This is a genomic window from Enterobacter sp. SLBN-59, assembly GCF_024807915.1.
Classification (GTDB): domain Bacteria; phylum Pseudomonadota; class Gammaproteobacteria; order Enterobacterales; family Enterobacteriaceae; genus Enterobacter; species Enterobacter asburiae_B.
The window spans coordinates 2,626,796-2,651,669 of the sequence record NZ_JANUFI010000001.1 but is presented as its reverse complement, the minus strand read 5'-3'; the positions used below and the strand labels follow the sequence as shown (position 1 = coordinate 2,651,669).

General features: G+C 55.1%; 25 protein-coding genes, 1 tRNA gene and 2 rRNA genes. 13 read left to right on the top strand and 15 right to left on the bottom strand.

Annotated features, from left to right (window positions below; all coding sequences use genetic code 11):
• Nucleotides 1-9: 9 nt before the first annotated feature.
• Nucleotides 10-2,915, top strand: a 23S ribosomal RNA gene (locus tag M2422_RS12685).
• A 71-nt stretch (nucleotides 2,916-2,986) separates the two neighbouring features.
• Nucleotides 2,987-3,102: ribosomal RNA gene (gene rrf / locus M2422_RS12680) — 5S ribosomal RNA — on the top strand.
• Between the two features lie 214 nt (nucleotides 3,103-3,316).
• Here rrf and M2422_RS12675 read toward each other — a convergent pair.
• Nucleotides 3,317-3,392, bottom strand: a tRNA-Phe gene (locus M2422_RS12675).
• A 169-nt stretch (nucleotides 3,393-3,561) separates the two neighbouring features.
• Between M2422_RS12675 and M2422_RS12670 the strand changes: the two genes are divergently transcribed.
• Together M2422_RS12670 and M2422_RS12665 are read left to right on the top strand one after the other, a co-directional pair.
• The gene (locus tag M2422_RS12670; protein ID WP_048975178.1) at nucleotides 3,562-4,407 is read left to right on the top strand and encodes an AraC family transcriptional regulator; all 846 of its coding nucleotides are present in this window, start codon (nucleotides 3,562-3,564) and stop codon (nucleotides 4,405-4,407) included.
• A 36-nt stretch (nucleotides 4,408-4,443) separates the two neighbouring features.
• The gene (locus tag M2422_RS12665; protein WP_064673115.1) at nucleotides 4,444-5,034 is read left to right on the top strand and encodes a LysE family translocator; all 591 of its coding nucleotides are present in this window, start codon (nucleotides 4,444-4,446) and stop codon (nucleotides 5,032-5,034) included.
• Here M2422_RS12665 and M2422_RS12660 read toward each other — a convergent pair.
• The 5 genes from M2422_RS12660 to aspA all read right to left on the bottom strand — a co-directional run bounded on the left by M2422_RS12660 (nucleotide 5,031) and on the right by aspA (nucleotide 10,613).
• Complete coding sequence (locus M2422_RS12660) at nucleotides 5,031-5,606, bottom strand: transcriptional regulator (RefSeq protein WP_032641387.1); 576 nt, start codon at nucleotides 5,604-5,606, stop codon at nucleotides 5,031-5,033. The two genes, M2422_RS12665 and M2422_RS12660, sit on opposite strands and share 4 nt — an antisense overlap.
• Before the next feature lie 49 nt (nucleotides 5,607-5,655).
• Nucleotides 5,656-7,347, bottom strand: coding sequence for a protein-disulfide reductase DsbD (locus M2422_RS12655; RefSeq protein WP_064673116.1), 1,692 nt, complete (start codon nucleotides 7,345-7,347; stop codon nucleotides 5,656-5,658).
• Nucleotides 7,323-7,646 carry a divalent cation tolerance protein CutA gene (cutA, locus tag M2422_RS12650; protein ID WP_014168278.1) on the bottom strand — a complete coding sequence of 108 codons (324 nt, stop codon included), beginning with the start codon at nucleotides 7,644-7,646 and terminating at the stop codon, nucleotides 7,323-7,325. The genes M2422_RS12655 and cutA overlap by 25 nt, the downstream gene beginning before the upstream one ends.
• A 113-nt stretch (nucleotides 7,647-7,759) precedes the next feature.
• Nucleotides 7,760-9,061 (bottom strand): anaerobic C4-dicarboxylate transporter, encoded by a 1,302-nt coding sequence (locus tag M2422_RS12645; RefSeq protein ID WP_039260997.1) that lies wholly within the window; start codon nucleotides 9,059-9,061, stop codon nucleotides 7,760-7,762.
• 115 nt (nucleotides 9,062-9,176) lie between these two features.
• On the bottom strand, nucleotides 9,177-10,613 hold the full coding sequence (aspA, locus tag M2422_RS12640; RefSeq protein WP_003855923.1) for an aspartate ammonia-lyase: 1,437 nt from the start codon (nucleotides 10,611-10,613) through the stop codon (nucleotides 9,177-9,179).
• A gap of 335 nt (nucleotides 10,614-10,948) precedes the next feature.
• Between aspA and M2422_RS12635 the strand changes: the two genes are divergently transcribed.
• Entirely contained in the window at nucleotides 10,949-11,413 is a 465-nt protein-coding gene (locus M2422_RS12635; protein WP_023616652.1) for an FxsA family protein, read from the top strand.
• 24 nt (nucleotides 11,414-11,437) lie between these two features.
• Here the strand turns inward: M2422_RS12635 and yjeH are convergent, their stop codons facing one another.
• On the bottom strand, nucleotides 11,438-12,688 hold the full coding sequence (gene yjeH, locus M2422_RS12630) for an L-methionine/branched-chain amino acid transporter (RefSeq protein WP_064673117.1): 1,251 nt from the start codon (nucleotides 12,686-12,688) through the stop codon (nucleotides 11,438-11,440).
• A gap of 179 nt (nucleotides 12,689-12,867) precedes the next feature.
• Here yjeH and M2422_RS12625 point away from each other — a divergent pair, with 179 nt between their 5' ends.
• From M2422_RS12625 to M2422_RS12615, 3 genes are all read left to right on the top strand, one after another.
• Entirely contained in the window at nucleotides 12,868-13,161 is a 294-nt protein-coding gene (locus M2422_RS12625; protein ID WP_003855929.1) for a co-chaperone GroES, read from the top strand.
• A gap of 31 nt (nucleotides 13,162-13,192) precedes the next feature.
• Complete coding sequence (gene groL / locus M2422_RS12620; RefSeq protein ID WP_014882201.1) at nucleotides 13,193-14,836, top strand: chaperonin GroEL; 1,644 nt, start codon at nucleotides 13,193-13,195, stop codon at nucleotides 14,834-14,836.
• A gap of 134 nt (nucleotides 14,837-14,970) precedes the next feature.
• A complete protein-coding gene (locus M2422_RS12615) occupies nucleotides 14,971-15,324 on the top strand; it encodes a DUF4156 domain-containing protein (RefSeq protein WP_023310115.1) in 354 nt (117 codons plus the stop codon).
• A 47-nt stretch (nucleotides 15,325-15,371) separates the two neighbouring features.
• Here M2422_RS12615 and epmB read toward each other — a convergent pair whose 3' ends face one another.
• On the bottom strand, nucleotides 15,372-16,400 hold the full coding sequence (epmB, locus tag M2422_RS12610; RefSeq protein WP_039261006.1) for an EF-P beta-lysylation protein EpmB: 1,029 nt from the start codon (nucleotides 16,398-16,400) through the stop codon (nucleotides 15,372-15,374).
• Nucleotides 16,401-16,440: 40 nt separating this feature from the next.
• Between epmB and efp the strand changes: the two genes are divergently transcribed.
• From efp to ecnB, 3 genes are all read left to right on the top strand, one after another.
• Nucleotides 16,441-17,007 carry an elongation factor P gene (gene efp / locus M2422_RS12605; protein WP_010427766.1) on the top strand — a complete coding sequence of 189 codons (567 nt, stop codon included), beginning with the start codon at nucleotides 16,441-16,443 and terminating at the stop codon, nucleotides 17,005-17,007.
• 58 nt (nucleotides 17,008-17,065) lie between these two features.
• On the top strand, nucleotides 17,066-17,197 hold the full coding sequence (locus M2422_RS12600) for an entericidin A/B family lipoprotein (RefSeq protein ID WP_024907352.1): 132 nt from the start codon (nucleotides 17,066-17,068) through the stop codon (nucleotides 17,195-17,197).
• A gap of 108 nt (nucleotides 17,198-17,305) precedes the next feature.
• Entirely contained in the window at nucleotides 17,306-17,452 is a 147-nt protein-coding gene (gene ecnB, locus M2422_RS12595) for a lipoprotein toxin entericidin B (RefSeq protein WP_003025482.1), read from the top strand.
• A 36-nt stretch (nucleotides 17,453-17,488) separates the two neighbouring features.
• On the opposite strand, the gene M2422_RS12590 is transcribed toward ecnB, so the two are convergent.
• On the bottom strand, nucleotides 17,489-18,088 hold the full coding sequence (locus M2422_RS12590; protein ID WP_064673118.1) for a LuxR C-terminal-related transcriptional regulator: 600 nt from the start codon (nucleotides 18,086-18,088) through the stop codon (nucleotides 17,489-17,491).
• Between the two features lie 261 nt (nucleotides 18,089-18,349).
• Between M2422_RS12590 and sugE the strand changes: the two genes are divergently transcribed.
• Nucleotides 18,350-18,667, top strand: a complete 318-nt coding sequence (gene sugE, locus M2422_RS12585) for a quaternary ammonium compound efflux SMR transporter SugE (RefSeq protein ID WP_008502938.1) — start codon at nucleotides 18,350-18,352, stop codon at nucleotides 18,665-18,667.
• Here the strand turns inward: sugE and M2422_RS12580 are convergent.
• Both M2422_RS12580 and blaACT read right to left on the bottom strand, forming a co-directional pair.
• Nucleotides 18,664-19,194 carry a lipocalin family protein gene (locus M2422_RS12580; protein ID WP_023310119.1) on the bottom strand — a complete coding sequence of 177 codons (531 nt, stop codon included), beginning with the start codon at nucleotides 19,192-19,194 and terminating at the stop codon, nucleotides 18,664-18,666. The genes sugE and M2422_RS12580 overlap by 4 nt on opposite strands.
• A 136-nt stretch (nucleotides 19,195-19,330) precedes the next feature.
• A complete protein-coding gene (gene blaACT / locus M2422_RS12575; protein WP_248202728.1) occupies nucleotides 19,331-20,476 on the bottom strand; it encodes an ACT family cephalosporin-hydrolyzing class C beta-lactamase in 1,146 nt (381 codons plus the stop codon).
• A gap of 132 nt (nucleotides 20,477-20,608) precedes the next feature.
• Between blaACT and ampR the strand changes: the two genes are divergently transcribed.
• Nucleotides 20,609-21,484: a LysR family transcriptional regulator AmpR gene (gene ampR / locus M2422_RS12570; RefSeq protein ID WP_064673119.1), complete on the top strand. Its 876-nt coding sequence runs from the start codon at nucleotides 20,609-20,611 to the stop codon at nucleotides 21,482-21,484.
• 29 nt (nucleotides 21,485-21,513) lie between these two features.
• On the opposite strand, the gene frdD is transcribed toward ampR, so the two are convergent.
• Genes frdD through frdA form a run of 4 tightly spaced genes read right to left on the bottom strand, consistent with a single transcriptional unit; the run spans nucleotide 21,514 to nucleotide 24,807 of the window.
• On the bottom strand, nucleotides 21,514-21,873 hold the full coding sequence (gene frdD, locus M2422_RS12565) for a fumarate reductase subunit FrdD (protein WP_000609653.1): 360 nt from the start codon (nucleotides 21,871-21,873) through the stop codon (nucleotides 21,514-21,516).
• Between the two features lie 10 nt (nucleotides 21,874-21,883).
• Nucleotides 21,884-22,279: a fumarate reductase subunit FrdC gene (gene frdC / locus M2422_RS12560; RefSeq protein WP_032662400.1), complete on the bottom strand. Its 396-nt coding sequence runs from the start codon at nucleotides 22,277-22,279 to the stop codon at nucleotides 21,884-21,886.
• Nucleotides 22,280-22,289: 10 nt separating this feature from the next.
• Complete coding sequence (locus M2422_RS12555) at nucleotides 22,290-23,024, bottom strand: succinate dehydrogenase/fumarate reductase iron-sulfur subunit (RefSeq protein WP_023310124.1); 735 nt, start codon at nucleotides 23,022-23,024, stop codon at nucleotides 22,290-22,292.
• Complete coding sequence (gene frdA / locus M2422_RS12550; RefSeq protein WP_259140954.1) at nucleotides 23,017-24,807, bottom strand: fumarate reductase (quinol) flavoprotein subunit; 1,791 nt, start codon at nucleotides 24,805-24,807, stop codon at nucleotides 23,017-23,019. The genes M2422_RS12555 and frdA overlap by 8 nt, the downstream gene beginning before the upstream one ends.
• Nucleotides 24,808-24,874: the final 67 nt, after the last annotated feature.

Below are 24,874 nucleotides of genomic sequence, written 5' to 3'. Positions count from 1 at the left end.
GGGTTGTGAGGTTAAGCGACTAAGCGTACACGGTGGATGCCCTGGCAGTCAGAGGCGATGAAGGACGTGCTAATCTGCGAAAAGCGCCGGCGAGGTGATATGAACCTTTGACCCGGCGATGTCCGAATGGGGAAACCCAGTGTGATTCGTCACACTATCGTTAACTGAATACATAGGTTAACGAGGCGAACCGGGGGAACTGAAACATCTAAGTACCCCGAGGAAAAGAAATCAACCGAGATTCCCCCAGTAGCGGCGAGCGAACGGGGAGCAGCCCAGAGTCTGAATCAGCTTGTGTGTTAGTGGAAGCGTCTGGAAAGTCGCACGGTACAGGGTGACAGTCCCGTACACGAAAGCACACAGGTTGTGAACTCGAAGAGTAGGGCGGGACACGTGGTATCCTGTCTGAATATGGGGGGACCATCCTCCAAGGCTAAATACTCCTGACTGACCGATAGTGAACCAGTACCGTGAGGGAAAGGCGAAAAGAACCCCGGCGAGGGGAGTGAAAAAGAACCTGAAACCGTGTACGTACAAGCAGTGGGAGCACCTTCGTGGTGTGACTGCGTACCTTTTGTATAATGGGTCAGCGACTTATATTCTGTAGCAAGGTTAACCGTATAGGGGAGCCGAAGGGAAACCGAGTCTTAACTGGGCGTTAAGTTGCAGGGTATAGACCCGAAACCCGGTGATCTAGCCATGGGCAGGTTGAAGGTTGGGTAACACTAACTGGAGGACCGAACCGACTAATGTTGAAAAATTAGCGGATGACTTGTGGCTGGGGGTGAAAGGCCAATCAAACCGGGAGATAGCTGGTTCTCCCCGAAAGCTATTTAGGTAGCGCCTCGTGAACTCATCTTCGGGGGTAGAGCACTGTTTCGGCTAGGGGGCCATCCCGGCTTACCAACCCGATGCAAACTACGAATACCGAAGAATGTTATCACGGGAGACACACGGCGGGTGCTAACGTCCGTCGTGAAGAGGGAAACAACCCAGACCGCCAGCTAAGGTCCCAAAGTCATGGTTAAGTGGGAAACGATGTGGGAAGGCACAGACAGCCAGGATGTTGGCTTAGAAGCAGCCATCATTTAAAGAAAGCGTAATAGCTCACTGGTCGAGTCGGCCTGCGCGGAAGATGTAACGGGGCTAAACCATGCACCGAAGCTGCGGCAGCGACACTTAGGTGTTGTTGGGTAGGGGAGCGTTCTGTAAGCCGTTGAAGGTGTGCTGTGAGGCATGCTGGAGGTATCAGAAGTGCGAATGCTGACATAAGTAACGATAAAGCGGGTGAAAAGCCCGCTCGCCGGAAGACCAAGGGTTCCTGTCCAACGTTAATCGGGGCAGGGTGAGTCGACCCCTAAGGCGAGGCCGAAAGGCGTAGTCGATGGGAAACAGGTTAATATTCCTGTACTTGGTGTTACTGCGAAGGGGGGACGGAGAAGGCTATGTTAGCCGGGCGACGGTTGTCCCGGTTTAAGCATGTAGGCGGAGGTTCCAGGTAAATCCGGTACCTTTTTAACGCTGAGGTGTGATGACGAGGCACTACGGTGCTGAAGTAACAAATGCCCTGCTTCCAGGAAAAGCCTCTAAGCATCAGGTAACATCAAATCGTACCCCAAACCGACACAGGTGGTCAGGTAGAGAATACCAAGGCGCTTGAGAGAACTCGGGTGAAGGAACTAGGCAAAATGGTGCCGTAACTTCGGGAGAAGGCACGCTGATATGTAGGTGAAGCCCCTGCGGGTGGAGCTGAAATCAGTCGAAGATACCAGCTGGCTGCAACTGTTTATTAAAAACACAGCACTGTGCAAACACGAAAGTGGACGTATACGGTGTGACGCCTGCCCGGTGCCGGAAGGTTAATTGATGGGGTTAGCGGCAACGCGAAGCTCTTGATCGAAGCCCCGGTAAACGGCGGCCGTAACTATAACGGTCCTAAGGTAGCGAAATTCCTTGTCGGGTAAGTTCCGACCTGCACGAATGGCGTAATGATGGCCAGGCTGTCTCCACCCGAGACTCAGTGAAATTGAACTCGCTGTGAAGATGCAGTGTACCCGCGGCAAGACGGAAAGACCCCGTGAACCTTTACTATAGCTTGACACTGAACACTGGTCCTTGATGTGTAGGATAGGTGGGAGGCTTTGAAGCGTGGACGCCAGTCTGCGTGGAGCCAACCTTGAAATACCACCCTTTAATGGCTGGTGTTCTAACGTAGACCCGTAATCCGGGTTGCGGACAGTGTCTGGTGGGTAGTTTGACTGGGGCGGTCTCCTCCCAAAGAGTAACGGAGGAGCACGAAGGTTAGCTAATCCTGGTCGGACATCAGGAGGTTAGTGCAATGGCATAAGCTAGCTTGACTGCGAGAGTGACGGCTCGAGCAGGTGCGAAAGCAGGTCATAGTGATCCGGTGGTTCTGAATGGAAGGGCCATCGCTCAACGGATAAAAGGTACTCCGGGGATAACAGGCTGATACCGCCCAAGAGTTCATATCGACGGCGGTGTTTGGCACCTCGATGTCGGCTCATCACATCCTGGGGCTGAAGTAGGTCCCAAGGGTATGGCTGTTCGCCATTTAAAGTGGTACGCGAGCTGGGTTTAGAACGTCGTGAGACAGTTCGGTCCCTATCTGCCGTGGGCGCTGGAGAATTGAGGGGGGCTGCTCCTAGTACGAGAGGACCGGAGTGGACGCATCACTGGTGTTCGGGTTGTCATGCCAATGGCACTGCCCGGTAGCTAAATGCGGAAAAGATAAGTGCTGAAAGCATCTAAGCACGAAACTTGCCCCGAGATGAGTTCTCCCTGACCCTTTAAGGGTCCTGAAGGAACGTTGAAGACTACGACGTTGATAGGTCGGGTGTGTAAGCGCAGCGATGCGTTGAGCTAACCGATACTAATGAACCGTGAGGCTTAACCTTACAACGCCGAAGCTGTTTCGGCGGATGAGACAGACACGATTTTCAGCTCTGATACAGATTAACAGAATTTGCCTGGCGGCTTTAGCGCGGTGGTCCCACCTGACCCCATGCCGAACTCAGAAGTGAAACGCCGTAGCGCCGATGGTAGTGTGGGGTCTCCCCATGTGAGAGTAGGGAACTGCCAGGCATCAATTAGAAAAACCCCGTACCGTAAGGTGCGGGGTTTTTTGCTTTGTGCGCGCAGAAAAGCCCGATGGCGCTTAGTAGGCCGGATAAGGCAAAGCCGCCATCCGGCAACGCAGACCGCACGATCCCACGACAAAGAGAAATAAGAATACAAAGAAGGGATGTATAAACGCAGAAAAGCAAAAACCCAGCCATAGGCTGGGTTCTTTAAATAGTGGTGCCCGGACTCGGAATCGAACCAAGGACACGGGGATTTTCAATCCCCTGCTCTACCGACTGAGCTATCCGGGCAACGGAGCGCATTAAACCGCAATCACGCTCGATCGTCAACATTATTTCGGGAAAAGCTGTTCAATTGCTTAAGTTTGCGGCAGTCTGTCCGCTTTCGCCGTGAAAATGCACAAATCTTCCAGACACAACCAGCGTAATACGGCAATGCTGATAGCAAGAGGAGGACAGTATGGCGAATGACTGGCTTGAACTGCGTCAGCATGCAGATACGGGTATTGAGACGATTAAAGCGCATTTCGAAGGTCATGCCTTTGATCCGCACTGGCACGATAGCTATCTGGTAGGGATAACCCTCTCCGGCACGCAGCAGTTTCACTGCCGCCGTGAGCGTCATCGTAGCCAGCCGGGCGACGCATTTCTCCTCGAACCTGGCGAGATCCACGACGGTGATGCGCCTGTAGAGGGCGGCTTTACCTATTTGACCTTCTATCTGGATGAGCGCTGGCTTACCCGTGCGCTACAAGGGCTTTACGAATCTACTCCCGGGAGTTATTCACTCCACTTTGCCCAAACGTTGACGCGGGAGCCGCAGCTGGTGCGTGCTATCGGTGAGACATTTTCCACCCTGCATAATGACGAGATGAAAATCGTTCAGCAGAGCACAATGGATAATCTGCTCTCCCGGATCACCGCCCACTGCCACTGGCGTAAAAAACTGCCGTCGCAGTTACAAAGCGCTGCCGTGGCGCACCGTGCGCGCGACTATCTCTTTGCTCATATCGGCGAGAACGTAGGGCTGTCAGACCTTGCGCGCGAGACGGGAACGGATCGCTTTACCCTGACGCGCTGTTTTAAGCGCGAGTTCAACCTGGCGCCACACGCATGGCTTATTCAGCTTCGTCTGGCAAAGGCCCGACAGCTGCTGGCGCGTGGGGACCAGCCCGTTGATGTGGCTGCCGCAGTGGGTTTTGCCGATCAAAGCCATCTGGGACGTTGGTTTCAGCGTGCTTACCGTATCTCTCCTGCACACTACCGACGGTTGTGCACAAACCTTCCAGACGTTTCCAAAAAATAACGGCACATTCATGGCTCTAATAAAAAGGAGCCACCCGTGAGTTTGATACCCTTTCTGTTGTTCGCATTTGTCGCCTCCATTACGCCGGGGCCGACCAATATTCTCGTGCTGACGAACAGCCAGCACTTTGGCGTAAAAAATACCGTACCTGCTATTCTGGGCGGATGTATCGCGGCCAGTGCGATTGTGCTGGTATCAGGCGCGGGCGCGGGGGAAGTGCTGCGTCAGTATCCTCTGATACGTCAGATAATGAGCTGGGCAGGCGTGCTGTGGCTAAGCGGGATGAGCTGGCAGCTGTTTCGCGCCCCGGCTGCCCGTCTCTCCGCTGAGTACCGTATTCGATTCACCGCTCGGGCGGCGGCGCTGCTGCAGATCGTGAACCCCAAAACCTGGATGATGGCGCTGGCCGTCGTCAGCCTGTTTGCCCCAGCTGGTGACCATGCATTGCACGATATTGCGCTAATGGCGCTATGGTTTCTGCTGATCTCGATAGCCTGTTTGATGTGCTGGGCGTGGTTGGGTAAAGCGGTGAACCGAATTTTTCGCACCACCGTGGCGATGGTGCGGTTTCAGCGCCTGATGGCGCTGTGTCTGCTCGTCTCCGCCTGGGCGGGCATGCTGGCTTAGGTCAGCGCTCCACCCATTCTGCATTGGGCAAAGCGTAGAATATCTTCCGCCAGGCGGTGCGCCGTATCCACATCGGCCTGGCTACGGTTCACCAGCATGCGGCTGAGGCAACCTTCCAGCACCAGCTCCATCTGTTTAGCCACCATCGCAGGGTCATCGACTTCCAGCGTGGTCAGCAGTTCGTGGGTAAAGTCATGCGCCGCCCGTTTTTGCTGATCCGCCAACTGGTGAATAGGATGGCCAGGGTCAGGAAAATAAGTGCAGGCGGCGATGAACAGACAACCCGGGTAGCGGTTGTTGCTGACGCATTCCGTCAGCGCGGTATAGCGCGCCAGCAGCTTTTGCTCCGCGGTCAGTTCTTCATTCAGCATCAGTTGTCTGCGCCAGACATCAACCTGCTGGCTGAGATAGCGCAGGGCATCATAGAGTAGCGCCTCTTTATCCGGCCAGAAGCGCTTAAGTTCATCCAGGGGATAATCGATACGGTCGGCTACCATCTCAAGCGTGGTGCTGGCGATCCCTTGAATCTCAAGTAGTTGCAGGGCTTGTCCCAGTACGTCTTCACGTTGCACGGTTATCTCCTCCGCTATTCCCAACGGTTTGTCCCGCTTAAAGTGTTGTTTACGGTTGGCGATTGCGCAAATGCGCGCTAAATGCCGCAGCATCCATAAACCCGGTTACACGCTGTTCTGGCTGCTCATGGCCCTGTTGATTGAAGAACAGAATGGTTGGCAGCCCGAGCACGTTAAGCTGCTTCAGCAGAGCCTTATCCTGCGCATTATTGGCGGTCACGTTAGCCTGGAGCAAAACGGTCTCTTTCAGGGCGCTTTGCACCTGTGGATCGCTAAAAGTATATTTTTCAAACTCTTTGCAGGCGACACACCAGTCGGCATAGAGATCGAGCATCACCGGTTTGTCTTTCGCCTCTGCCAGTGCGCTGTTAAGTTCATCCACGTTTTTTATCTGGGTAAAGTTCAGATGCGCCTGGGTCTGACTCACCGGTGTGCCGAACGCCCAGTCCTGGAGAGGGCGTACGCTCACCAGCGCGGCAGCCAGCAGCAGGATTTGCACCAGGCGCATCCATGGCTTCTTCGCCCCCAGGCTGACGATAAACGCCCAGGCAAAGAATGATACGCCGAGTATCGCCCACAGGCGCAGACCCCAGGCGTCGCCGATGATACGCTCAAGAAGGAACACCGGCAGCGCGAGGATGACAAAACCAAATGCGGTTTTCACCGTCTCCATCCACGGGCCGCTCTTCGGCAGAAGTCGATTGCCGAAAACCGTGACCAGAATCAGCGGCAGGCCCATGCCGAGCGCGTAGAGGTACAGCGTACCCCCGCCGAGCCACATGTTACCGCTCTGGGCGATGTACAGCAGGATAGCGCTCAGCGGTGCGGTAGTGCAGGGAGAGCAAATCAGCCCGGCAATGGCACCCATCGCAAACACGCCGCCTGCGGAGCCGCCCTGCTGACGGTTGCTCATCAGCGTTAAGCGCGTTTGCAGCGAAGAGGGCAGCTGTAGCGTGAACAGGCCAAACATTGACAGCGCCAAAAGGATAAACACCGCTGACAGGCCAATGAGAACATAAGGGTGCTGGAGTGCCGCCTGGAACTGTAACCCGGCAGCGGCAACCACAAGGCCAAGGGCTGTGTAGGTTAGCGCCATTCCTTGCACGTATATAAAAGCCAGCAGCAGGGCGCGGGCGGTAGAAAGACGCTGTTTGCCGCCCAGCACGATGCCAGAGATGAGCGGATACATCGGCAACACGCACGGCGTAAAGGCAATGCCGATACCAATCAGTAACGCCCACAGCGCTGAGAACGGAAGGTCAGCGCGGTCGTTGGTTTTCTCAACCGCAGGGACCGGCGTTACAGCAGCAGACGCTTTCACTTCGCTAAGCGGCACGACTTTCGTTTCCGGTGGATAGCAGAATCCCGCGTCCGCGCATCCCTGATAGGTCACCGTCAGCGTCGCGCCTTTATCGGCCTGATTCACCGTCACGGGCACGCTTAAGCGCTGGCGGTAGATTTCACTCTTGCCGTAGAACTCGTCCTCGTGCCACTCGCCAGCGGGCAATTGTAATGCGGCCACGTTTGCCTGGGCAGGGGTAATACTCACCTGCTTGCGATAGAGGTAATAGCCCTCTTTCACCTGCCAGGTGAGCGTCAGATCGTGCTGGTTCTGCTGAAAATCGAAAACAAACGCCTGGTCGGCAGGAATAAAGTTCGAACGGCCGGGCGCGTCAAACAACCCGGCAAAAGCTGACGTGCTGCACAGCAGCAGGATCAGCGTAAGGAAGCGTTGAGCCATGAGAGATAGTCGTTATCGCCATGAACCACTGGCAATACCAGCAGCTCCGGGGTTTGGTAAGGATGATGAGATTTGAGGCAATCCAGGAGAGCCTGCTGATTCGCCAGATTGGTTTTGAGCAACATCTGGACTTCGTACTCTTGCTCCAGCTTGCCTTCCCAGTAATAAAGGGAGGTGGCACCGGGGAGGAGCGTCACGCAGGCAGCCAGTTTTTCGGCCAGCACTTTGGCGGCGAGATCCTGGGCAGAGGCTTCATCAGGGGCGGTACACAGTACGACAACAGCATCAGGCGTGTTCACAAGTCGACCTCCTCATCACGAAAGGCTTCACTATATCACGCAAGGCGGTTGGTCATTAATGAAACGGGCCGCAGTGCGGCCCGTTTTTAACTATTTTTACAACCACTCACCGTTTACAGCACCACGCCGCCAATGATAAAGCCGAGGATCACGCAAAGTGAAATGGCGACCACGCCCGGGATCAGGAACGCGTGGTTAAACACATACTTACCGATACGGGTTGAGCCGGTGTCGTCCATCTCCACCGCCGCCAGCAGGGTTGGGTAGGTTGGCAGAACGAACAGGGCAGAAACCGCCGCGAAAGAGGCAATCGCCGTCAGTGGCGTCACGCCCAGCATCAGTGCCGCAGGCATCAGCGCTTTGGTGGTCGCCGCCTGGGAGTAAAGCAGGGTAGCGGCAAAGAACAGCACCACCGCCAGCAGCCACGGGTAGTTGTGCAGCAGGTCGCCAGCGATGGTCTGAATGTCGCTGATGTGCGCTTTCACGAAGGTATCACCGAGCCACGCCACGCCCAGTACGCATACGCAGGCGCTCATACCGGATTTAAAGGTGCTGGCGTTCAGCACTTCGCTGGTGTCGATTTTACAGGTGATGCTAATCAGCGTCGCGATGGTCAGCATAAACACTACAATCGCTTCGTTACGCGGCAGGACAGGGTTCTGGATCAGGCCCACGGTATCGCTGATGGCGGTCGCGTAGAACATCACCGCGACAATACCGATCAGGAACAGCAGCACGGAGCGCTTTGCGTGCGGCTTCAGCTCGAAGACCTGGCTGCCGCGCAGTCTCACTTCACCCTTGGCGAGGCGTTCCTGGTAAACCGGATCGTCTTTCAGTTCAGCGCCGAGGAAGTTACACAGCACGGCAGTAATCATCACCGCGATCAGCGTCACCGGGATACAGATCGCCAGCAGCGTCAGGTAGCTCACGCCCATCGGCTCCAGAATACCGGCGAAGAAGACCACCGCAGCGGAAATCGGCGAGGCGGTAATGGCAATCTGGGACGCGACGACGGCAATTGAGAGCGGACGAGACGGACGGATACCCTGCTCTTTCGCCACTTCGGTAATCACCGGCAGCGTAGAGAAGGCGGTGTGGCCCGTACCGGCGAGAATGGTCATAAACCAGGTCACCAGCGGGGCAAGGAAGGTAATGTATTTTGGATGGCGGCGCAGCATACGCTCCGCCAGGCTTACCAGGTAGTCCATACCGCCTGCCACCTGCATGGCGGCGATAGCGGCAATAACTGCCATGATGATTTCGATAACGTCGAACGGGATTGCGCCGGGTTTAATCTGAAAGATAAGGGTAAGAACGAGCACCCCGAGACCGCCGGCAAAACCAATGCCGATACCCCCGAGTCTTGCTCCCAAATAAATCGCCAACAAGACGATGACGAGTTCTGCTCCAAACATAAGGACCTGCCTTGTTTATTAACAAGTTGATATTGAATTGTTGTATTTAGGTAACGCCTAAAAAGAAAAAAGGCACGTCACAAGTGACGTGCCTTAAGAAGCCTAGCCAGAACGGTTACTGTTCGCTTTCATCGGTATATCGTTTCGCTTTATATGCCGGGTGCATCAGGTTCTGGGCCGAGAAGATATCGTCCAGCTCAGCTTCGGTCAACAGCCCGCGCTCCAGCACCACTTCACGTACGCTCTTACCGGTTTCGGCGCAAATCTTACCGACGATATCACCGTTGTGGTGGCCGATGAACGGGTTGAGGTAGGTGACGATCCCGATGGAGTTATAGACATAACCCTCACAGACTTCTTTATTCGCCGTGATGCCGTTAATGCATTTTTCCAGCAGGTTGTAGCAGGCGTTGGTCAGAATGTGGATGGATTCAAACATCGCCTGGCCAATCACTGGCTCCATCACGTTCAGCTGCAGCTGACCCGCTTCCGAGGCCATGGTCACGGTTGTATCGTTACCGATGACTTTGAAGCAAACCTGGTTCACCACTTCTGGCACTACCGGGTTCACCTTGGCTGGCATGATGGATGAACCGGCCTGCAGCTCTGGCAGGTTGATTTCATTCAGGCCAGCGCGCGGACCGGAAGAGAGCAGGCGCAGGTCGTTACAGATTTTGGACAGTTTCACCGCCAGACGTTTCAGGGCGCTGTGTACCATGACGTAGGCGCCGCAGTCGGAGGTGGCTTCAATCAGGTCTTCTGCAGGCACAACCGGCAGGTTAGAGACTTCAGCCAGCTTCTGTACCGCCAGCTGCTGATAGCCATCCGGGGTGTTCAGACGCGTACCGATGGCGGTGGCGCCCAGGTTCACTTCCAGCAGCAGCTCGGAGGTGCGCAGCAGGTTTTTGGTCTCTTCGTTCAGCAGTACGTTAAACGCGTGGAATTCCTGGCCGAGCGTCATCGGCACCGCGTCCTGCAGCTGGGTACGACCCATTTTCAGGATGTCCTGGAACTCAACCGCTTTACGCTGGAAGCCATCACCCAGCTGGTTGATCGCATCCACCAGTTTCACCACAGAGGCATACACCGCGATACGGAAGCCGGTAGGGTAGGCGTCGTTGGTAGACTGGCATTTGTTTACGTGGTCGTTCGGGTTCAGGTACTGGTATTCACCTTTCTGGTGACCCATCAGCTCCAGGCCAATGTTTGCCAGTACTTCGTTGGTATTCATGTTGACGGAGGTGCCCGCGCCGCCCTGATAGACGTCAACCGGGAACTGGTCCATGCATTTGCCGTTGTTCAGCACTTCATCGCAGGCCGCGATAATCGCATTTGCCGCGCTTTTAGGAATGGTTTGCAGCTCTTTGTTGGCCAGTGCTGCGGCTTTCTTCACCATCACCATGCCACGGACAAACTCAGGAATGTCGCTGATTTTGCTGTTGCTGATGTAGAAGTTTTCAATCGCTCTCAGAGTGTGGACACCGTAGTAGGCATCCGCTGGAACTTCCCTGGTACCCAACAAGTCTTCTTCGATACGAATGTTGTTTAACATGTGAACCTTCTTTTCAAGCTGCCGATGGATTGTACTAAACACACAGTATTTATGTGGTTTTGAATATTTTCTGGCCGACGATTATTCCCTCAATCAGCCAGATGTTCGAGATCATATGCTGATGATAGCGAATTGCCGTAAGCTGGATCACTTATTATCGAGCCGATTCCATGATAATTATTAATCTGTGAAATGGGTCACCGCTTTATAATTTCCAAAAAAAATATCCGTGCAAACTGATTGAATTTTCGCTAACCGTCACCATTTCATACAAACGCGCGTCGCGAACACATTCAGACAGGGGCCCGATGGCCTCTGCCACACAGGAGATGCCAGTGCGCTGGATACCGTTTATTGCTTTCTTTCTCTATGTTTACATTGAGATTTCCATTTTCATCCAGGTTGCCCATGTGCTGGGCGTCCTGCTGACGCTGATTCTGGTGATTTTCACCTCCGTCATCGGCATGTCGCTGGTGCGCAATCAGGGTTTCAAAAATTTCCTGATAATGCAGCAGAAGATGGCTGCAGGGGAAAGCCCGGCGGAAGAGATGATCAAAAGCGTGTCGTTGATTATTGCGGGGCTGCTGCTGATCCTGCCGGGGTTCTTCACTGACTTCCTTGGCCTTCTGCTGCTTCTGCCGCCGGTGCAAAAACACCTGACCATGAAGCTGCTGCCGCATCTGCGCTTTAGCCGTATGCCGGGGGGCGGATTCAGCACCGGGCCGGGCGATACCTTTGAAGGGGAGTATCAGCGTAAGGATGAACAGCACGACCGTTTAGACCATAAAGACGATCGGTGATTTTGTTGCCCGGTGGCGCTTCGCCTACCGGGCCTCCGGTAGCGCACCGCGCTTCGGCAAAAACACCCACAGCCCTGCCAGCATGACAATCGCGTACAGACTCTTCCATCCCACCATCGCCAGCAACAGCAGGCAAAGCATACCCCCGACGACCGCCAGAGCTTTATAGCGACCTTTCAGCAAACGACATCCCGCCAGCATGCACAGCAGGTAGATCATGATGAAAACGCCGTTGGCGTAGACGATCAGCGCGTCCAGATTGATCTTCAGTGCGTAAATACACAGCGTGCTCACCATGCAGCAGCCCAGTACGGCATTCAGGGCATTCAGCGGAAGCTGGCGTTTAGACAGGCGTGCGAGGCGATTCTCTGGTTTGTCGAGCGCCTGCGACCACACCAGCCGGGCAAAGCTCTGGATATAAATATTGAGGCTGGCAAAACAGGCGAGATAGCCGATGACGCAGGCGATCCATAGCGCCTTCACGCCGAACAGTTCCACCACGATACCCGGTAGCGATGCCGCGGCGGCGAGATCCGCTCCGAACGCGTGGAAGTGTAAGACCAGCACGGTACACGCCCAATAGACCGTGCCAGCCAGCAGCAGGCCTATCATCAGCGCGCGGGGGAAATCACGTTCAGGCTGCTTAAATTCAGAGGCCAGATGGGCAAAGGCTTCCAGGCCGACAAAACACCAGAACATGACGGAGAGCGCGGCGAAAAGCTGGGAATGGTCGACGTCTGTCACCGCAGGGAAGGGAATTTCCTTTATTGTGATATCGCCCGCCCACCAGATTGCGACAACGAGCGCGACAATCAGCACCGCAACCAGCGTCTGCAGGTTGGCGCTGGAGCTGGCGCCGCGAGAGCCCACCCACCAGACGATCGCCAGCGTACCCAGCTCGGCCAGCAATAACTGCTCGTTATGCCAGCCAAACAGCGCCTGACCAAAGCCGGTCGCAATATGCAACGCCGCAGGAAGGCCAACCGGAATGACGGAGAGAAACAGCCAGCCGGTAACGCGCTGCAGCCGCGGGCCAAAGGCCAGTCCGACAAAGTGCGCCACGCCACCCGCGCTGGGGAAATGCCGGCCCAGGATGGCAAACACAATGGCTATCGGGAAAACCAATACAATCAGCGCTGGCCACGCCCACAGGCTGTTATTTCCAGCCACCAGCGCCGCCAGTGCGGGTACGGCAAACACGCCCGTACCTAACAAGGAGGTTGAGAGCAGTCCGACGCCCTGCGCCAGCCCCAGCTCCTGCTTGAGTCCACTCATTCACATCGCCCTGCCAGTACCAAAAGAGAGGCGATGGTAACACTTTCGCAAATTTTTTTTTCGACTCCCCCTTGAAGGGGGAAAAAGCTATCCCCATCTCTCAGGGCACTAGTCGGAAAACCGCATGCGGGCCGGCGTCATCCATAACTGATAATGACTTTCTCAAAGGAGAGCTATCAATGAGTATTCGTCCGTTACATGATCGTGTGATCGTCAAACGTAAAGAAGTTGAAACCAAGTCTGCTGGCGGCATCGTTCTGACCGGTTCTGCAGCAGCCAAATCAACGCGTGGCGAAATCATCGCTGTCGGTAAGGGCCGCATCCTGGAAAACGGAACTGTGCAGCCACTGGACGTTAAAGTTGGTGACATCGTAATTTTCAACGATGGCTACGGCGTGAAATCCGAGAAGATCGACAATGAAGAAGTGTTGATCATGTCCGAGAGCGACATTCTGGCAATTGTTGAAGCGTAATTTACGCACGAGAATTTGAGGAAATAAGAACATGGCAGCTAAAGACGTAAAATTCGGTAACGACGCTCGTGTAAAAATGCTCCGCGGCGTAAACGTACTGGCAGATGCAGTTAAAGTGACTCTGGGCCCGAAAGGCCGCAACGTAGTGCTGGATAAATCCTTCGGCGCGCCAACCATCACCAAAGATGGTGTTTCTGTAGCACGTGAAATTGAGCTGGAAGACAAGTTCGAAAACATGGGCGCGCAGATGGTGAAAGAAGTTGCCTCTAAAGCGAACGACGCTGCTGGTGACGGTACCACCACCGCGACCGTACTGGCGCAGGCAATCATCACCGAAGGTCTGAAAGCCGTTGCTGCGGGCATGAACCCAATGGATCTGAAACGTGGTATCGACAAAGCTGTCGCCTCCGCTGTTGAAGAGCTGAAAGCGCTGTCCGTACCGTGCTCTGACTCTAAAGCCATTGCTCAGGTTGGTACTATCTCCGCTAACTCCGACGAAACCGTAGGTAAACTGATCGCTGAAGCGATGGACAAAGTCGGTAAAGAAGGCGTGATCACCGTTGAAGACGGTACCGGTCTGGAAGACGAGCTGGACGTGGTTGAAGGTATGCAGTTCGACCGCGGTTACCTGTCCCCATACTTCATCAACAAGCCAGAGACTGGCGCTGTTGAGCTGGAAAGCCCGTTCATCCTGCTGGCTGACAAGAAAATCTCCAACATCCGCGAAATGCTGCCAGTGCTGGAAGCCGTTGCGAAAGCAGGCAAGCCGCTGGTGATCATCGCTGAAGACGTTGAAGGCGAAGCGCTGGCGACCCTGGTGGTTAACACCATGCGCGGCATCGTGAAAGTGGCTGCGGTTAAAGCACCTGGCTTCGGCGATCGCCGTAAAGCGATGCTGCAGGATATCGCTACCCTGACCGGCGGTACCGTAATCTCTGAAGAGATCGGTATGGAGCTGGAAAAAGCGACCCTGGAAGACCTGGGCCAGGCGAAACGCGTTGTGATCAACAAAGACACCACCACCATCATCGATGGCGTGGGTGAAGAAGCTGCTATTCAGGGCCGCGTTGGTCAGATCCGTAAGCAGATCGAAGAAGCGACTTCCGATTACGACCGTGAAAAACTGCAGGAGCGCGTAGCGAAACTGGCAGGCGGCGTTGCGGTAATCAAAGTCGGTGCAGCGACCGAAGTTGAAATGAAAGAGAAAAAAGCACGCGTTGACGATGCCCTGCACGCGACCCGTGCTGCGGTAGAAGAAGGCGTGGTTGCTGGTGGTGGTGTTGCGCTGGTGCGTGTTGCCGCTAAACTGGCAGGCCTGACCGCACAGAACGAAGATCAGAACGTGGGTATTAAAGTTGCGCTGCGCGCAATGGAAGCTCCTCTGCGTCAGATCGTTTCTAACGCCGGTGAAGAGCCATCTGTGGTTGCGAACAACGTGAAAGCGGGCGAAGGTAACTACGGTTATAACGCAGCAACTGAAGAATACGGCAACATGATCGACTTCGGTATCCTGGATCCAACGAAAGTGACCCGTTCTGCTCTGCAGTACGCGGCATCTGTCGCTGGCCTGATGATCACCACCGAGTGCATGGTCACCGATATGCCTAAAGGCGATGCACCAGACTTAGGTGCTGCTGGCATGGGCGGCATGGGCGGTATGGGCGGCATGATGTAATCGTGCGCTCTACGTCGTAGAACGTGAAAAACCCCCGGGCAGAAATGCTCGGGGGTTTTTCTTTTGGTCATCTTTTAGGTATAAGATTTACACACGGACAACTACTGTCCAGCTTATTGAAAACGAGGAATAACATGCGCGTAAAAGTCTGTGCAGGGATTGTAGGGGCAGCATTGCTGCTGGCGGGTTGTAGCTCCAGCAATGAGCTGTCGGCAGCGGGCCAGGGCGTTCGCTTTGTGGAAGATAAGCCTGGCAGTGAATGCCAGCTGTTAGGCACGGCAACCGGTGAGCAAAGTAACTGGATGTCAGGGCAGCATGGCGAAGAAGGCGGCTCGATGCGCGGTGCGGCGAATGCCCTGCGTAACCAGGCTGCGGCAATGGGCGGTAACGTGATTTACGGCGTGAGCAGCCCAACGCAGAGTATGCTGTCCAGCTTCGTGCCGACCGCCAGCCAGATGAACGGCCAGGTCTACAAGTGCCCGAACTGATTGCCTTTTTCCCTCTCCCTGTGGGAGAGGGTTAGGGTGCGGGGAAACTAGCGCTGCCGCAGCTGCAGATCCAGCGGCGTCTTGCTCGGCTCTCCGCCAATCTCGCGTGCCAGCTTCGGCACCATATAGCCTGAAACCAGCGTTAACAGTTCGCGCATAATCTGCCGGGCTTCTTCATCCGTCACCATGAAATGGGCCGCGCCCTGAACGCGATCCAGCACGTGCAGGTAATAGGGCATCACGCCCGCATCAAACAGGGCATTGCTCAGGTCGGCCAGCACGCGGGCGCTGTCATTGACGCCGCGCAGCAGCACGCTCTGGTTCAGCAGCGTCACGCCCGCTTTACGCAGACGCGCCATCGCCGCGCGAAAGTCATCGTCAATTTCATTCGCGTGGTTAATATGGTTCACCAGCAGCACCTGCAATCTTGACTGCTCCAGGCGTGACACCAGTCCGTCAGTGACACGTGCCGGAATGACAATCGGTAAACGGCTGTGAATACGCAGGCGCTTAACGTGCGGGATGGCTTCAAGCTGAGTCAACAGCCAGTCCAGCTCATGATCTTTTGCCATCAGCGGGTCACCGCCGGAAAAAATAATCTCATCCAGCTCCGGATGGGCGGCGATATAGTCCAGCGCGACCTGCCAGTTGCGTTTATTGCCCTGGTTTTCGGCATACGGGAAGTGCCGACGGAAGCAATAACGACAATTTACCGCGCAACCGCCTTTTACCAGCAGCAGGGCGCGGTTGAGATACTTGTGCAGTAAACCCGGCACCACGCTGTTCTGCTCTTCCAGCGGATCGGTGCTGTATCCCGGTGCGGTGACAAACTCATCCTGCGAAGTAAGCGTTTGTTTTAAAAGTGGATCGTCGGGGTTGCCTTTCTCCATTCGCGCCACAAACGCACGGGGAACGCGCAGGGCGAAAAGACGCTTTGCCTCGCGGCCTGCAAGCAACTCTGGGTGCTGATCGAGGTCTAAAAGACGCAGCAATTCATCAGGACTGGTGATTACATCGGCAAGTTGCGATAACCAATCTTCTCTGGACGGGGTGTTTAGGGTTACAATATGCGCCATTTTGTGGCTTAGCTACCAGTTAACAAATTTAGAGGGCCTTATGGCAACGTACTATAGCAACGATTTTCGTGCTGGTCTTAAAATCATGATGGACGGCGAACCGTACGCGGTTGAAGCCAGCGAATTCGTTAAACCAGGTAAAGGCCAGGCATTCGCACGCGTTAAGCTGCGCCGTCTGCTGACCGGTACCCGTGTTGAGAAAACCTTCAAGTCTACTGACTCCGCTGAAGGCGCTGATGTTGTTGATATGAACCTGACCTATCTGTACAACGACGGTGAGTTCTATCATTTCATGAACAACTCCACTTTCGAACAGCTGTCTGCTGATGAGAAAGCGGTAGGTGATAGCGCTAAATGGCTGCTGGATCAGGCTGAGTGCATCGTGACCCTGTGGAACGGCCAGCCTATCGCTGTGACCCCACCAAACTTCGTAGAACTGGAAATCGTTGAAACCGATCCAGGTCTGAAAGGTGATACCGCAGGTACCGGCGGTAAACCAGCCAAACTGTCTACCGGCGCAGTGGTTAAAGTTCCACTGTTCGTACAGACTGGCGAAGTGATCAAAGTGGATACCCGCTCCGGCGAATACGTATCCCGCGTGAAGTAATTTACGTCATGATTGAAGGCGCAGCGCCCGCTGCGCCTGATTTTTGCAGGCAGGGATGATGAAACGTACCGTTAAAATTCTGCTTCTGTTAGCGCTTTCCAGTGCATTGCTTTCCGGCTGTAACACCACCCGTGGAATGGGACAAGATATCCAGGATCTCGGTCATATCATTTCTCACGCCGCCAGCTAAGTTCGTCTAATTTTCCTAAAAATGCTTCCTTTTCCGTCAACCGGCGGGATCTTGTCTATTCTTAAGTTGCTATACACAAAACAACTTTGGCTATAAAAGGAAGATATTATGGTTAAGAAGACAATTGCAGCGATCTTTTCAGTCCTGGTACTTTCTTCAGTGTTAACGGCCTGTAATACCACGCGTGGCGTCGGTCAGGATATTTCTGAAGGTGGTAGCGCAATCTCTGGTGCGGCAACTAAAGCTCAGCAGTAATTAACATACGGTACGAGACCAGCGGGTTTCGTACCGTCAGCTTTCTGATTCCTGCAGGGATAAGAACGGAGAAAAACGCGTATCCATATGCAATTTCATCCGGATATTGCGTTTGTAGGTATAGACCGTTTTTCCATTGATACTCAGGTGAGCGGCAATTTTTTGATTGCTTGCCCCGTCCATCCACAATGTCAGCACTTTCTCTTCCTGCCGGGTCAGCAAGGGGGCGGCTGCCGTTGGCCTTTCAGCGCTAGCGCGCGAGTTTAATGCGTCATTGATAGTCGTTGCCACTTCTCCGAGACTGGCGTTTTTCAACAGCGACGACCAAACCGGGAACTGTCCGAGCCAGTCGGTCATGCCGCGGTCCTCTCCCGATTGCAGCATAATAAACGGTAATCGTTCACTGGCGTTAAGCAAGGACGAGAGCTGCTGAAAATGATGAATATCCTGCCTGAAGCCGTACAGGTCGGCGATGACCAGCGTGGGTTTCCATTGCAGAATGTGCTCCCTGGCAAGGAACAGATTATTTAGTCCGGTCACAACGTAGTGTCCCGGGAACAAACCGGAATGATTGAGCCATGCTTCAAACCCCGTGCGGGTGAAGTGACAACGGTCAATCAAAAGAATTTTGAACATATTTTATTCGCAGTCGGCTAGTGGTTTGGCTTCCTGCCATCAGAAAGCACATCATCATAGAGAAGTCGGATGAGTGCTAAATGCCGGAACTACGCGCCATACTGCGGCTATTTCTTGCCTTAACGTGTTCAGCAAAAAATGATTGAAAAAAAATAGCACGCTAACCACAATATGGGGCGTAATCTCTGCCTTACGGGACGACCCGTAAGCGTTTCTTTCACCGGGGACGGCCCCAACTTGAATTAAGTTAAGGAGCCTGAAATGTCCTGGATCATTCTTTTTATTGCTGGCCTGCTCGAAGTGGTATGGGCAATTGGTCTCAAGTACACCCACGGATTTACCCGCCTGACGCCCAGCGTCATTACCGTCACCGCGATGATCGTGAGTATTGTCCTGTTATCCTGGGCGATGCGCTCGCTGCCTGTGGGAACGGCTTATGCCGTCTGGACGGGCATTGGTGCGGTAGGGGCCGCCATCACCGGCATTCTGCTGCTGGGAGAGTCAGCGAGTCTGGCGCGTATCGCCAGCCTCGCCTTGATTGTGGCCGGCATCGTTGGGCTGAAGCTCAGCACCCATTAATGGGGCTGTTTTACCCAGATGAGTTTTGACACATCAAACCCTTGCCGGGTCGCGACGTCCAGCATTTGCTGTTTCATTTCTGACGAAATAGTTGGCGTGCGGGAAAGTATCCACAAATAGTCGCGATCCGGCCCGCACACCAGCGCGTGACGGTACTCTCTGTCGAGCGCGATCACGTTATAGCCGCCATAAAACGGGCCGAAGAAAGAGACTTTGAGCGCGGCCCGTCGCGGGTCGCCCGTGAAGTACGCTTTCCCAATCGATTGCTGCCACATCTCCCGATCGGGATTATAGCCCCGGTTGATCACCTGAATACCGCCATCATCCATCGGGCTGTAATTCGCAGTGACCTTCTCTAAGCCCTGCTCAAACCGATGGTCGAGGCGCGCGATTTCATACCATGTTCCAAGGAAGCGTTGTGCATCAAAAGGCGAGACGACGGTAACGCCTGGAGGTGGGGTAGGGGAACTGCAGGCAACCACTAAAAACGCGGCTGTCACCGCGGCGATAACAGGCAGAATGCGCATAGGAGTTTCCTTACTGTTTTTTGTTAAGTGTAGATGACGGCAAGGAAAATGTGGTTTTTGTGCGGTGTGTTTCGCCGGGGGGTCACCCCGTGGATTTTGTAGGCCGGGTCAGGCAAAGCCGCCACCCGGCAATGTTTTACTGCAGCGCGTCGAGGATACGGTATGCCGCCTCAACGCGTGCCGGGTTCGGATAGCTTTTATTCGCCAGCATCACAATGCCGAGCTGCTTTTCAGGAATAAATGCCACGTAGCTGCCAAACCCGCCGGTAGAGCCGGTTTTATGGACCCAGGATGCGTTGACCGGGGGCGCCGGTGGATTCACTTCTCTCGCAGGCAGCGGTGCCAGCGCCACCTTATTGTCGCTACCTTCAACCACGGTTTTTGCATCGACCGGCCTGTTAAGCATTTCCCAGCCTAAACCCTGATACATGGCACCCACGCGCCAGTAGCGAGACTGCGCCAGGGTAATGCCTTTCCTGAGTGAACTATCCTGAAGCGAGTCCGGCTTCATGTTGACCATTACCCAGCTTGCCATATCCTGCACGTTGGTTTTTACGCCATAGGCTTCAGCGTCCAGCATGCCTGGCGAAACGTGTACCGCCTTACCGTCGCGGTATCCCCAGGCGTAATGCGCCTCTTCCGCTTTCGGAACGTTAATCCATGTATGGTCCAGCTTGAGCGGCTTAAAGACCCGCGTCGTTATGGCCTGCTCATAGCTCATGCCGGAAGGTTTGACCGCCAGCGCGCCAAAAAGACCGATGCTGGCGTTGGCATAAAGACGCGTGGTGCCCGGCTTCCACTGCGGCTGCCAGTTTTGATAAAAGCGCAGCAGAGAGGCGTTATCCGTGACCTCATCCGGTACCTGTAACGGCAAACCACCTGCGGTATAGGTTGCCAGATCCAGCATTCGGATCCCCTGCCACTGCTTGCCTGTCAGCTCAGGCCAGTATTTTGTCACCGGATCGCCCAGCGATATTTCACCGCGAGCAATGGCATCGCCGCCGAGTACGCCGGTGAAGGTTTTACTTATAGAACCCAGCTCGAATAAGGTTTGTGGGGTGACAGGTTTGTTCGCCGCAACATCGGCTTTACCGAAGGTAAAGTAGTGCGGCTGACCTTGATAAATCACCGCCACCGCCATACCCGGAATGGCCTGCGCTTTCATCAGCGGCGTAACGGTACGTTCCACCACCTCAGCCAGCTGTTTTTCTGACATCGGGGCAGCCAATACCGAGCAGGAGGTGCTGAGCAGCAGGGCGCAGCAAAGGGATTTAGTCATCATCAGTTATCTTCCGTAATAGCAGTTCAAGGGAGTGTCCGGGCCCGTCAGACCGCTGTAGTCTGTTGGATTTGACTATGGCTGACAAACGGTTAAATTTAGCATTAGCTGTTAATTTTTCTAACGGACGAGACCATGACGCGCAGCTATCTCCCTCTTAATTCCCTGCGGGCGTTTGAAGCAGCCGCCAGGCACCTCAGTTTTACGCATGCCGCTATCGAGCTGAACGTCACCCATTCCGCGATTAGCCAGCACGTAAAGGCGCTGGAGCAGCACCTTAATTGCCAGCTGTTTGTCCGCGTTTCGCGTGGGCTGATGTTGACCACCGAAGGCGAGAATTTGCTGCCGGTACTGAATGACTCGTTCGATCGCATCGCCGGAATGCTGGATCGCTTTGCCAGCCAGCGCGCTCAGGAGAAGCTCAAAATAGGTGTGGTAGGGACTTTTGCCACGGGAGTTTTATTCTCGCTGCTTGCGGACTTTCGCCGCTGCTATCCGCATATTGATCTTCAGCTTTCCACCCATAACAATCGCGTCGACCCGGCGGCTGAAGGGCTTGATTACGCCATTCGCTACGGTGGCGGCGCGTGGCATGGAACCGATGCTGAATTCCTTTGCCCTGCGCCGCTGTCTCCGCTCTGTACACCCGACATTGCCTCCTGTCTAAAAAGCCCGGCAGATATCCTGAAGTTTACCCTGCTGCGCTCCTACCGGCGCGACGAGTGGGCGGCGTGGATGCAGGCCGCGGGTGAACATCCTCCCTCACCGACGCACCGGGTGATGGTGTTTGATTCGTCCGTGACCATGCTGGAAGCCGCGCAGGCAGGCACAGGGATTGCCATTGCGCCTGTCGACATGTTTACCCATTTACTCAGCAGCGAACGCATCGTGCAGCCGTTTGCAACGCAGATTGACCTCGGCAGCTACTGGCTGACAAGACTACAGTCACGGACAGAAACGCCCGCAATGCGCGAGTTTGCCCAGTGGCTTGTGGGGAAGATGCAGAAATAAAAGGCCCGCCGGATGGCGGGCCAGAAGCGTCAGATGGTGACCACGGCAATCAGCGTCACCACGGTCAGGATGGTCGCCAGACCGTAGAACACCCATTTCCCGCTCGGTACATGGATTTTCAGGTCATGCATCGCATGGTGAATACGGTGCAGGCCACACCACAGCGGCAGGACGATCATCAGGAAGATGAACACGCGGCCGATAAAGCTGCTCGCAAACGCCAGCACGCGCTCGTAGCTCAGCGCATCGCCCGGGAACAGCCCCAGCGGCAGCATAATGCCGACCAGCAGAATGATGACGGGGGCGATGATGGCACTCCACATGCCGCCTGCGCCAAACAGGCCCCAGAAGACCGGCTCGTCAGAACGTTTTGGATTTGGATTGATCACAGGTGTCTCCTTACCAGAACAGTGCGACAAACAGAATGACCACAGTGACCAGAATCGTCACTGCCCAGAGCCCTTTAATCACCGGCTCTGGCCCCATTTTCTCGTCTTTTATGATGATGTTCGCCGCTTTTGGCGCCAGCTCAAACCAGGTTTTGGTATGAAGCAGCGCGGCCGCGAGTACGATCAGGTTCAGAACAACAATGATCGGGTTTTGCAGAAAACCGACAAAGCTGGCCCAGGCTTCCGGGCCATGCTTGAGGGCAAAAACGCCGTACATCAGCTCAAGGCTGAACCAGACCGCCGGTACCGCCGTGCCTTCACGCAGCATGTAGAAGCGATAAAACGGCAGGTTTTTCCACCAGGTGGACGGCACAGGCCGCACATAGGCTTTGCGTTTAGTCGTCATCATGCACTCCTTAGCGTGGTTTCAGGGTAGCGATAAGAAAGTCTTTCGAGCTTTCCACTTTACCCTGCTGAATTGCGGCGGCCGGGTCGACGTGCTTCGGACACACTTCGGAGCAGTAACCCACAAAGGTACAGCTCCAGACGCCGTTCTGGCTGTTAAGCTGCGCCATACGTTCTTTTTTGCCGTGGTCGCGGCTGTCTTCGTTATAGCGGTGTGCCAGGGTAATGGCGGCCGGGCCGATGAACTCCTTGTTCAGGCCAAACTGTGGACAGGCTGCGTAGCACAGGCCGCAGTTGATGCAGCCGGAGAACTGATGGTATTTCGCCATCTGAGCCGGCGTCTGGGTATTTGGCCCCTGATCCGGCGTGCGCGGATTACCGATGATGTACGGCTTAATGGCTTCCAGGCTTTCGATAAAGTGGGTCATATCGACCACCAGATCGCGTTCAATCGGGAAGTTGCCCAGCGCTTCGACCTTAATGCCTTTGGTGTACTCGCGCAGGAAGGTCTTACAGGCCAGCTTCGGCACCTTGTTGACCATCATGCCGCAGGAGCCGCAGATTGCCATGCGGCAGGACCAGCGGTAGCTCAGGTCTGGCGCCAGGTTATCTTTGATATAGCCGAGCGCATCCAGCAGGGAGGTTTGCTCGTCATAAGGTACTTCATAGAAAGCGCTGTGCGGTGCGGCGTCCACTTCCGGATTGTAGCGCACCACTTCAACCTTCATTTTTTGCATCTCAGCCATTCGCCTTCTCCTTCTTCTCGGCGGCTTCTGCTTCTGCACCGTACACGCGTTTAGCCGGCGGCAGCGTGGTGATTTTCACGTCGCTGTAGTCCAGACGTGTGGTGCCATCTGCATCGCGCCAGGCGAGAGTGTGTTTCAGGAAATTGACGTCGTCACGTTCGGTACAGCCTTCGTCCAGACGCTGGTGGGCCCCACGCGACTCTTTACGCGCCAGCGCAGAGTGCGCCATACATTCCGCGACGTTCAGACCGTGGCCCAGCTCGATGGTGTAGAGCAGGTCGGTGTTGAATACGCTGGAGGTATCGGTGATGCGTACGCGCTTGAAGCGCTCCTGCAGTTCCGCCAGCTTGTCGACGGTTTTTTGCATCAGCTCTGGCGTACGGTAAATACCGCAGCCTTCTTCCATCGACAGGCCCATCTCGTCGCGGATCTTAGACCAGTTCTCGTTACCCTCCTGGTTCACCAGATCTTTCAGGCGTTTTTCAACGTCTGCGACCTGCGCATCCAGCGCGGCACCGTTGGCTTCGCCTGCTGTAGCCGCCCGCTCCATCGCGCGCTCGCCCGCCATGCGGCCAAAGACGACCAGCTCTGCCAGCGAGTTAGACCCGAGACGGTTGGCGCCGTGCAGACCCACGGAGGAACACTCGCCGACGGCGAACAGGCCTTTAATACGGGTTTCGCACTGCTGGTCGGTTTCGATCCCGCCCATGGTGTAGTGCGCGGTTGGACGCACCGGAATCGGCTCTTTCACCGGGTCGACGCCGACGTAAGCTTTCGCCAGCTCGCAGATGAACGGCAGACGTTCCAGCAGTTTCTTCTCGCCAAGGTGACGCAGGTCGAGATAGACCACATCGCCGCGCGGCGTGGAGATGGTGTTGCCTTTGCGCCACTCGTGCCAGAAGGCCTGAGAGACTTTGTCGCGCGGGCCGAGTTCCATGTATTTGTTCTTCGGCTCGCCGAGCGGGGTTTCCGGGCCCATGCCGTAATCCTGCAGATAGCGGTAGCCGTTTTTATTGACCAGAATACCGCCTTCACCGCGGCAGCCTTCCGTCATCAGAATGCCGGAGCCCGGCAGACCGGTTGGGTGATACTGCACGAACTCCATATCGCGCAGCGGTACGCCGTGACCGAGCGCTATGCCCATGCCGTCACCGGTGACGATGCCGCCGTTGGTGTTATAACGATAAACGCGACCCGCACCGCCCGTTGCCATCACTACCGCGTTGGCGCGGATCTGGACAAGCGTGCCTTCCATCATGTTCATCGCCACCAGGCCACGCGCCTGTCCGTCATCAACCAGAATGTCGAGGACGAAGTGTTCATCGAAGCGCTGAATTTGTGGGAACTGAAGGGAGGTCTGGAACAGGGTGTGCAGCATGTGGAAGCCGGTTTTATCGGCGGCGAACCAGGTGCGTTCAATCTTCATACCGCCAAAGCGGCGAACGTTGACGCTGCCGTCCGGGCGGCGGCTCCACGGACATCCCCACTGCTCAAGCTGGGTCATTTCCGTGGGACAATGATGCACAAAGTAGTCAACGACATCCTGCTCGCAAAGCCAGTCGCCCCCTGCAACCGTGTCGTGGAAATGGTATTCAAAGCTGTCATGATCCTGCGCAACGGCGGCGGACCCTCCTTCTGCTGCCACTGTGTGACTACGCATTGGATAGACTTTTGAAATCAATGCGATTTTAGCGTTGGGATTAGCTTGTGCTGCAGCAATCGCAGCACGTAATCCAGCCCCGCCAGCGCCTATTACGGCAAGATCGGCTTGAAAAGTTTGCACGACATTCCTCCAGATTTTTGTTATTTCGCAACGCGACAAACTAAAGGTAGTTCACCCGTCCAAAAGG

Excerpts from the sequence above, each read along its gene's own strand:
- ampR (WP_064673119.1), top strand. The coding sequence starts at position 20,609 with ATGACGCGCAGCTATCTCCCTCTTAATTCCCTGCGGGCGTTTGAAGCA.
- ecnB (WP_003025482.1), top strand. The coding sequence starts at position 17,306 with ATGGTTAAGAAGACAATTGCAGCGATCTTTTCAGTCCTGGTACTTTCT.
- epmB (WP_039261006.1), bottom strand. The coding sequence starts at position 16,400 with ATGGCGCATATTGTAACCCTAAACACCCCGTCCAGAGAAGATTGGTTA.
- M2422_RS12555 (WP_023310124.1), bottom strand. The coding sequence starts at position 23,024 with ATGGCTGAGATGCAAAAAATGAAGGTTGAAGTGGTGCGCTACAATCCG.
- M2422_RS12600 (WP_024907352.1), top strand. The coding sequence starts at position 17,066 with ATGAAACGTACCGTTAAAATTCTGCTTCTGTTAGCGCTTTCCAGTGCA.
- yjeH (WP_064673117.1), bottom strand. The coding sequence starts at position 12,688 with ATGAGTGGACTCAAGCAGGAGCTGGGGCTGGCGCAGGGCGTCGGACTG.
- M2422_RS12580 (WP_023310119.1), bottom strand. The coding sequence starts at position 19,194 with ATGCGCATTCTGCCTGTTATCGCCGCGGTGACAGCCGCGTTTTTAGTG.
- frdC (WP_032662400.1), bottom strand. The coding sequence starts at position 22,279 with ATGACGACTAAACGCAAAGCCTATGTGCGGCCTGTGCCGTCCACCTGG.
- blaACT (WP_248202728.1), bottom strand. The coding sequence starts at position 20,476 with ATGATGACTAAATCCCTTTGCTGCGCCCTGCTGCTCAGCACCTCCTGC.
- M2422_RS12590 (WP_064673118.1), bottom strand. The coding sequence starts at position 18,088 with ATGTTCAAAATTCTTTTGATTGACCGTTGTCACTTCACCCGCACGGGG.
- groL (WP_014882201.1), top strand. The coding sequence starts at position 13,193 with ATGGCAGCTAAAGACGTAAAATTCGGTAACGACGCTCGTGTAAAAATG.
- M2422_RS12670 (WP_048975178.1), top strand. The coding sequence starts at position 3,562 with ATGGCGAATGACTGGCTTGAACTGCGTCAGCATGCAGATACGGGTATT.
- efp (WP_010427766.1), top strand. The coding sequence starts at position 16,441 with ATGGCAACGTACTATAGCAACGATTTTCGTGCTGGTCTTAAAATCATG.
- M2422_RS12645 (WP_039260997.1), bottom strand. The coding sequence starts at position 9,061 with ATGTTTGGAGCAGAACTCGTCATCGTCTTGTTGGCGATTTATTTGGGA.
- M2422_RS12625 (WP_003855929.1), top strand. The coding sequence starts at position 12,868 with ATGAGTATTCGTCCGTTACATGATCGTGTGATCGTCAAACGTAAAGAA.
- M2422_RS12615 (WP_023310115.1), top strand. The coding sequence starts at position 14,971 with ATGCGCGTAAAAGTCTGTGCAGGGATTGTAGGGGCAGCATTGCTGCTG.
- sugE (WP_008502938.1), top strand. The coding sequence starts at position 18,350 with ATGTCCTGGATCATTCTTTTTATTGCTGGCCTGCTCGAAGTGGTATGG.
- M2422_RS12655 (WP_064673116.1), bottom strand. The coding sequence starts at position 7,347 with ATGGCTCAACGCTTCCTTACGCTGATCCTGCTGCTGTGCAGCACGTCA.
- aspA (WP_003855923.1), bottom strand. The coding sequence starts at position 10,613 with ATGTTAAACAACATTCGTATCGAAGAAGACTTGTTGGGTACCAGGGAA.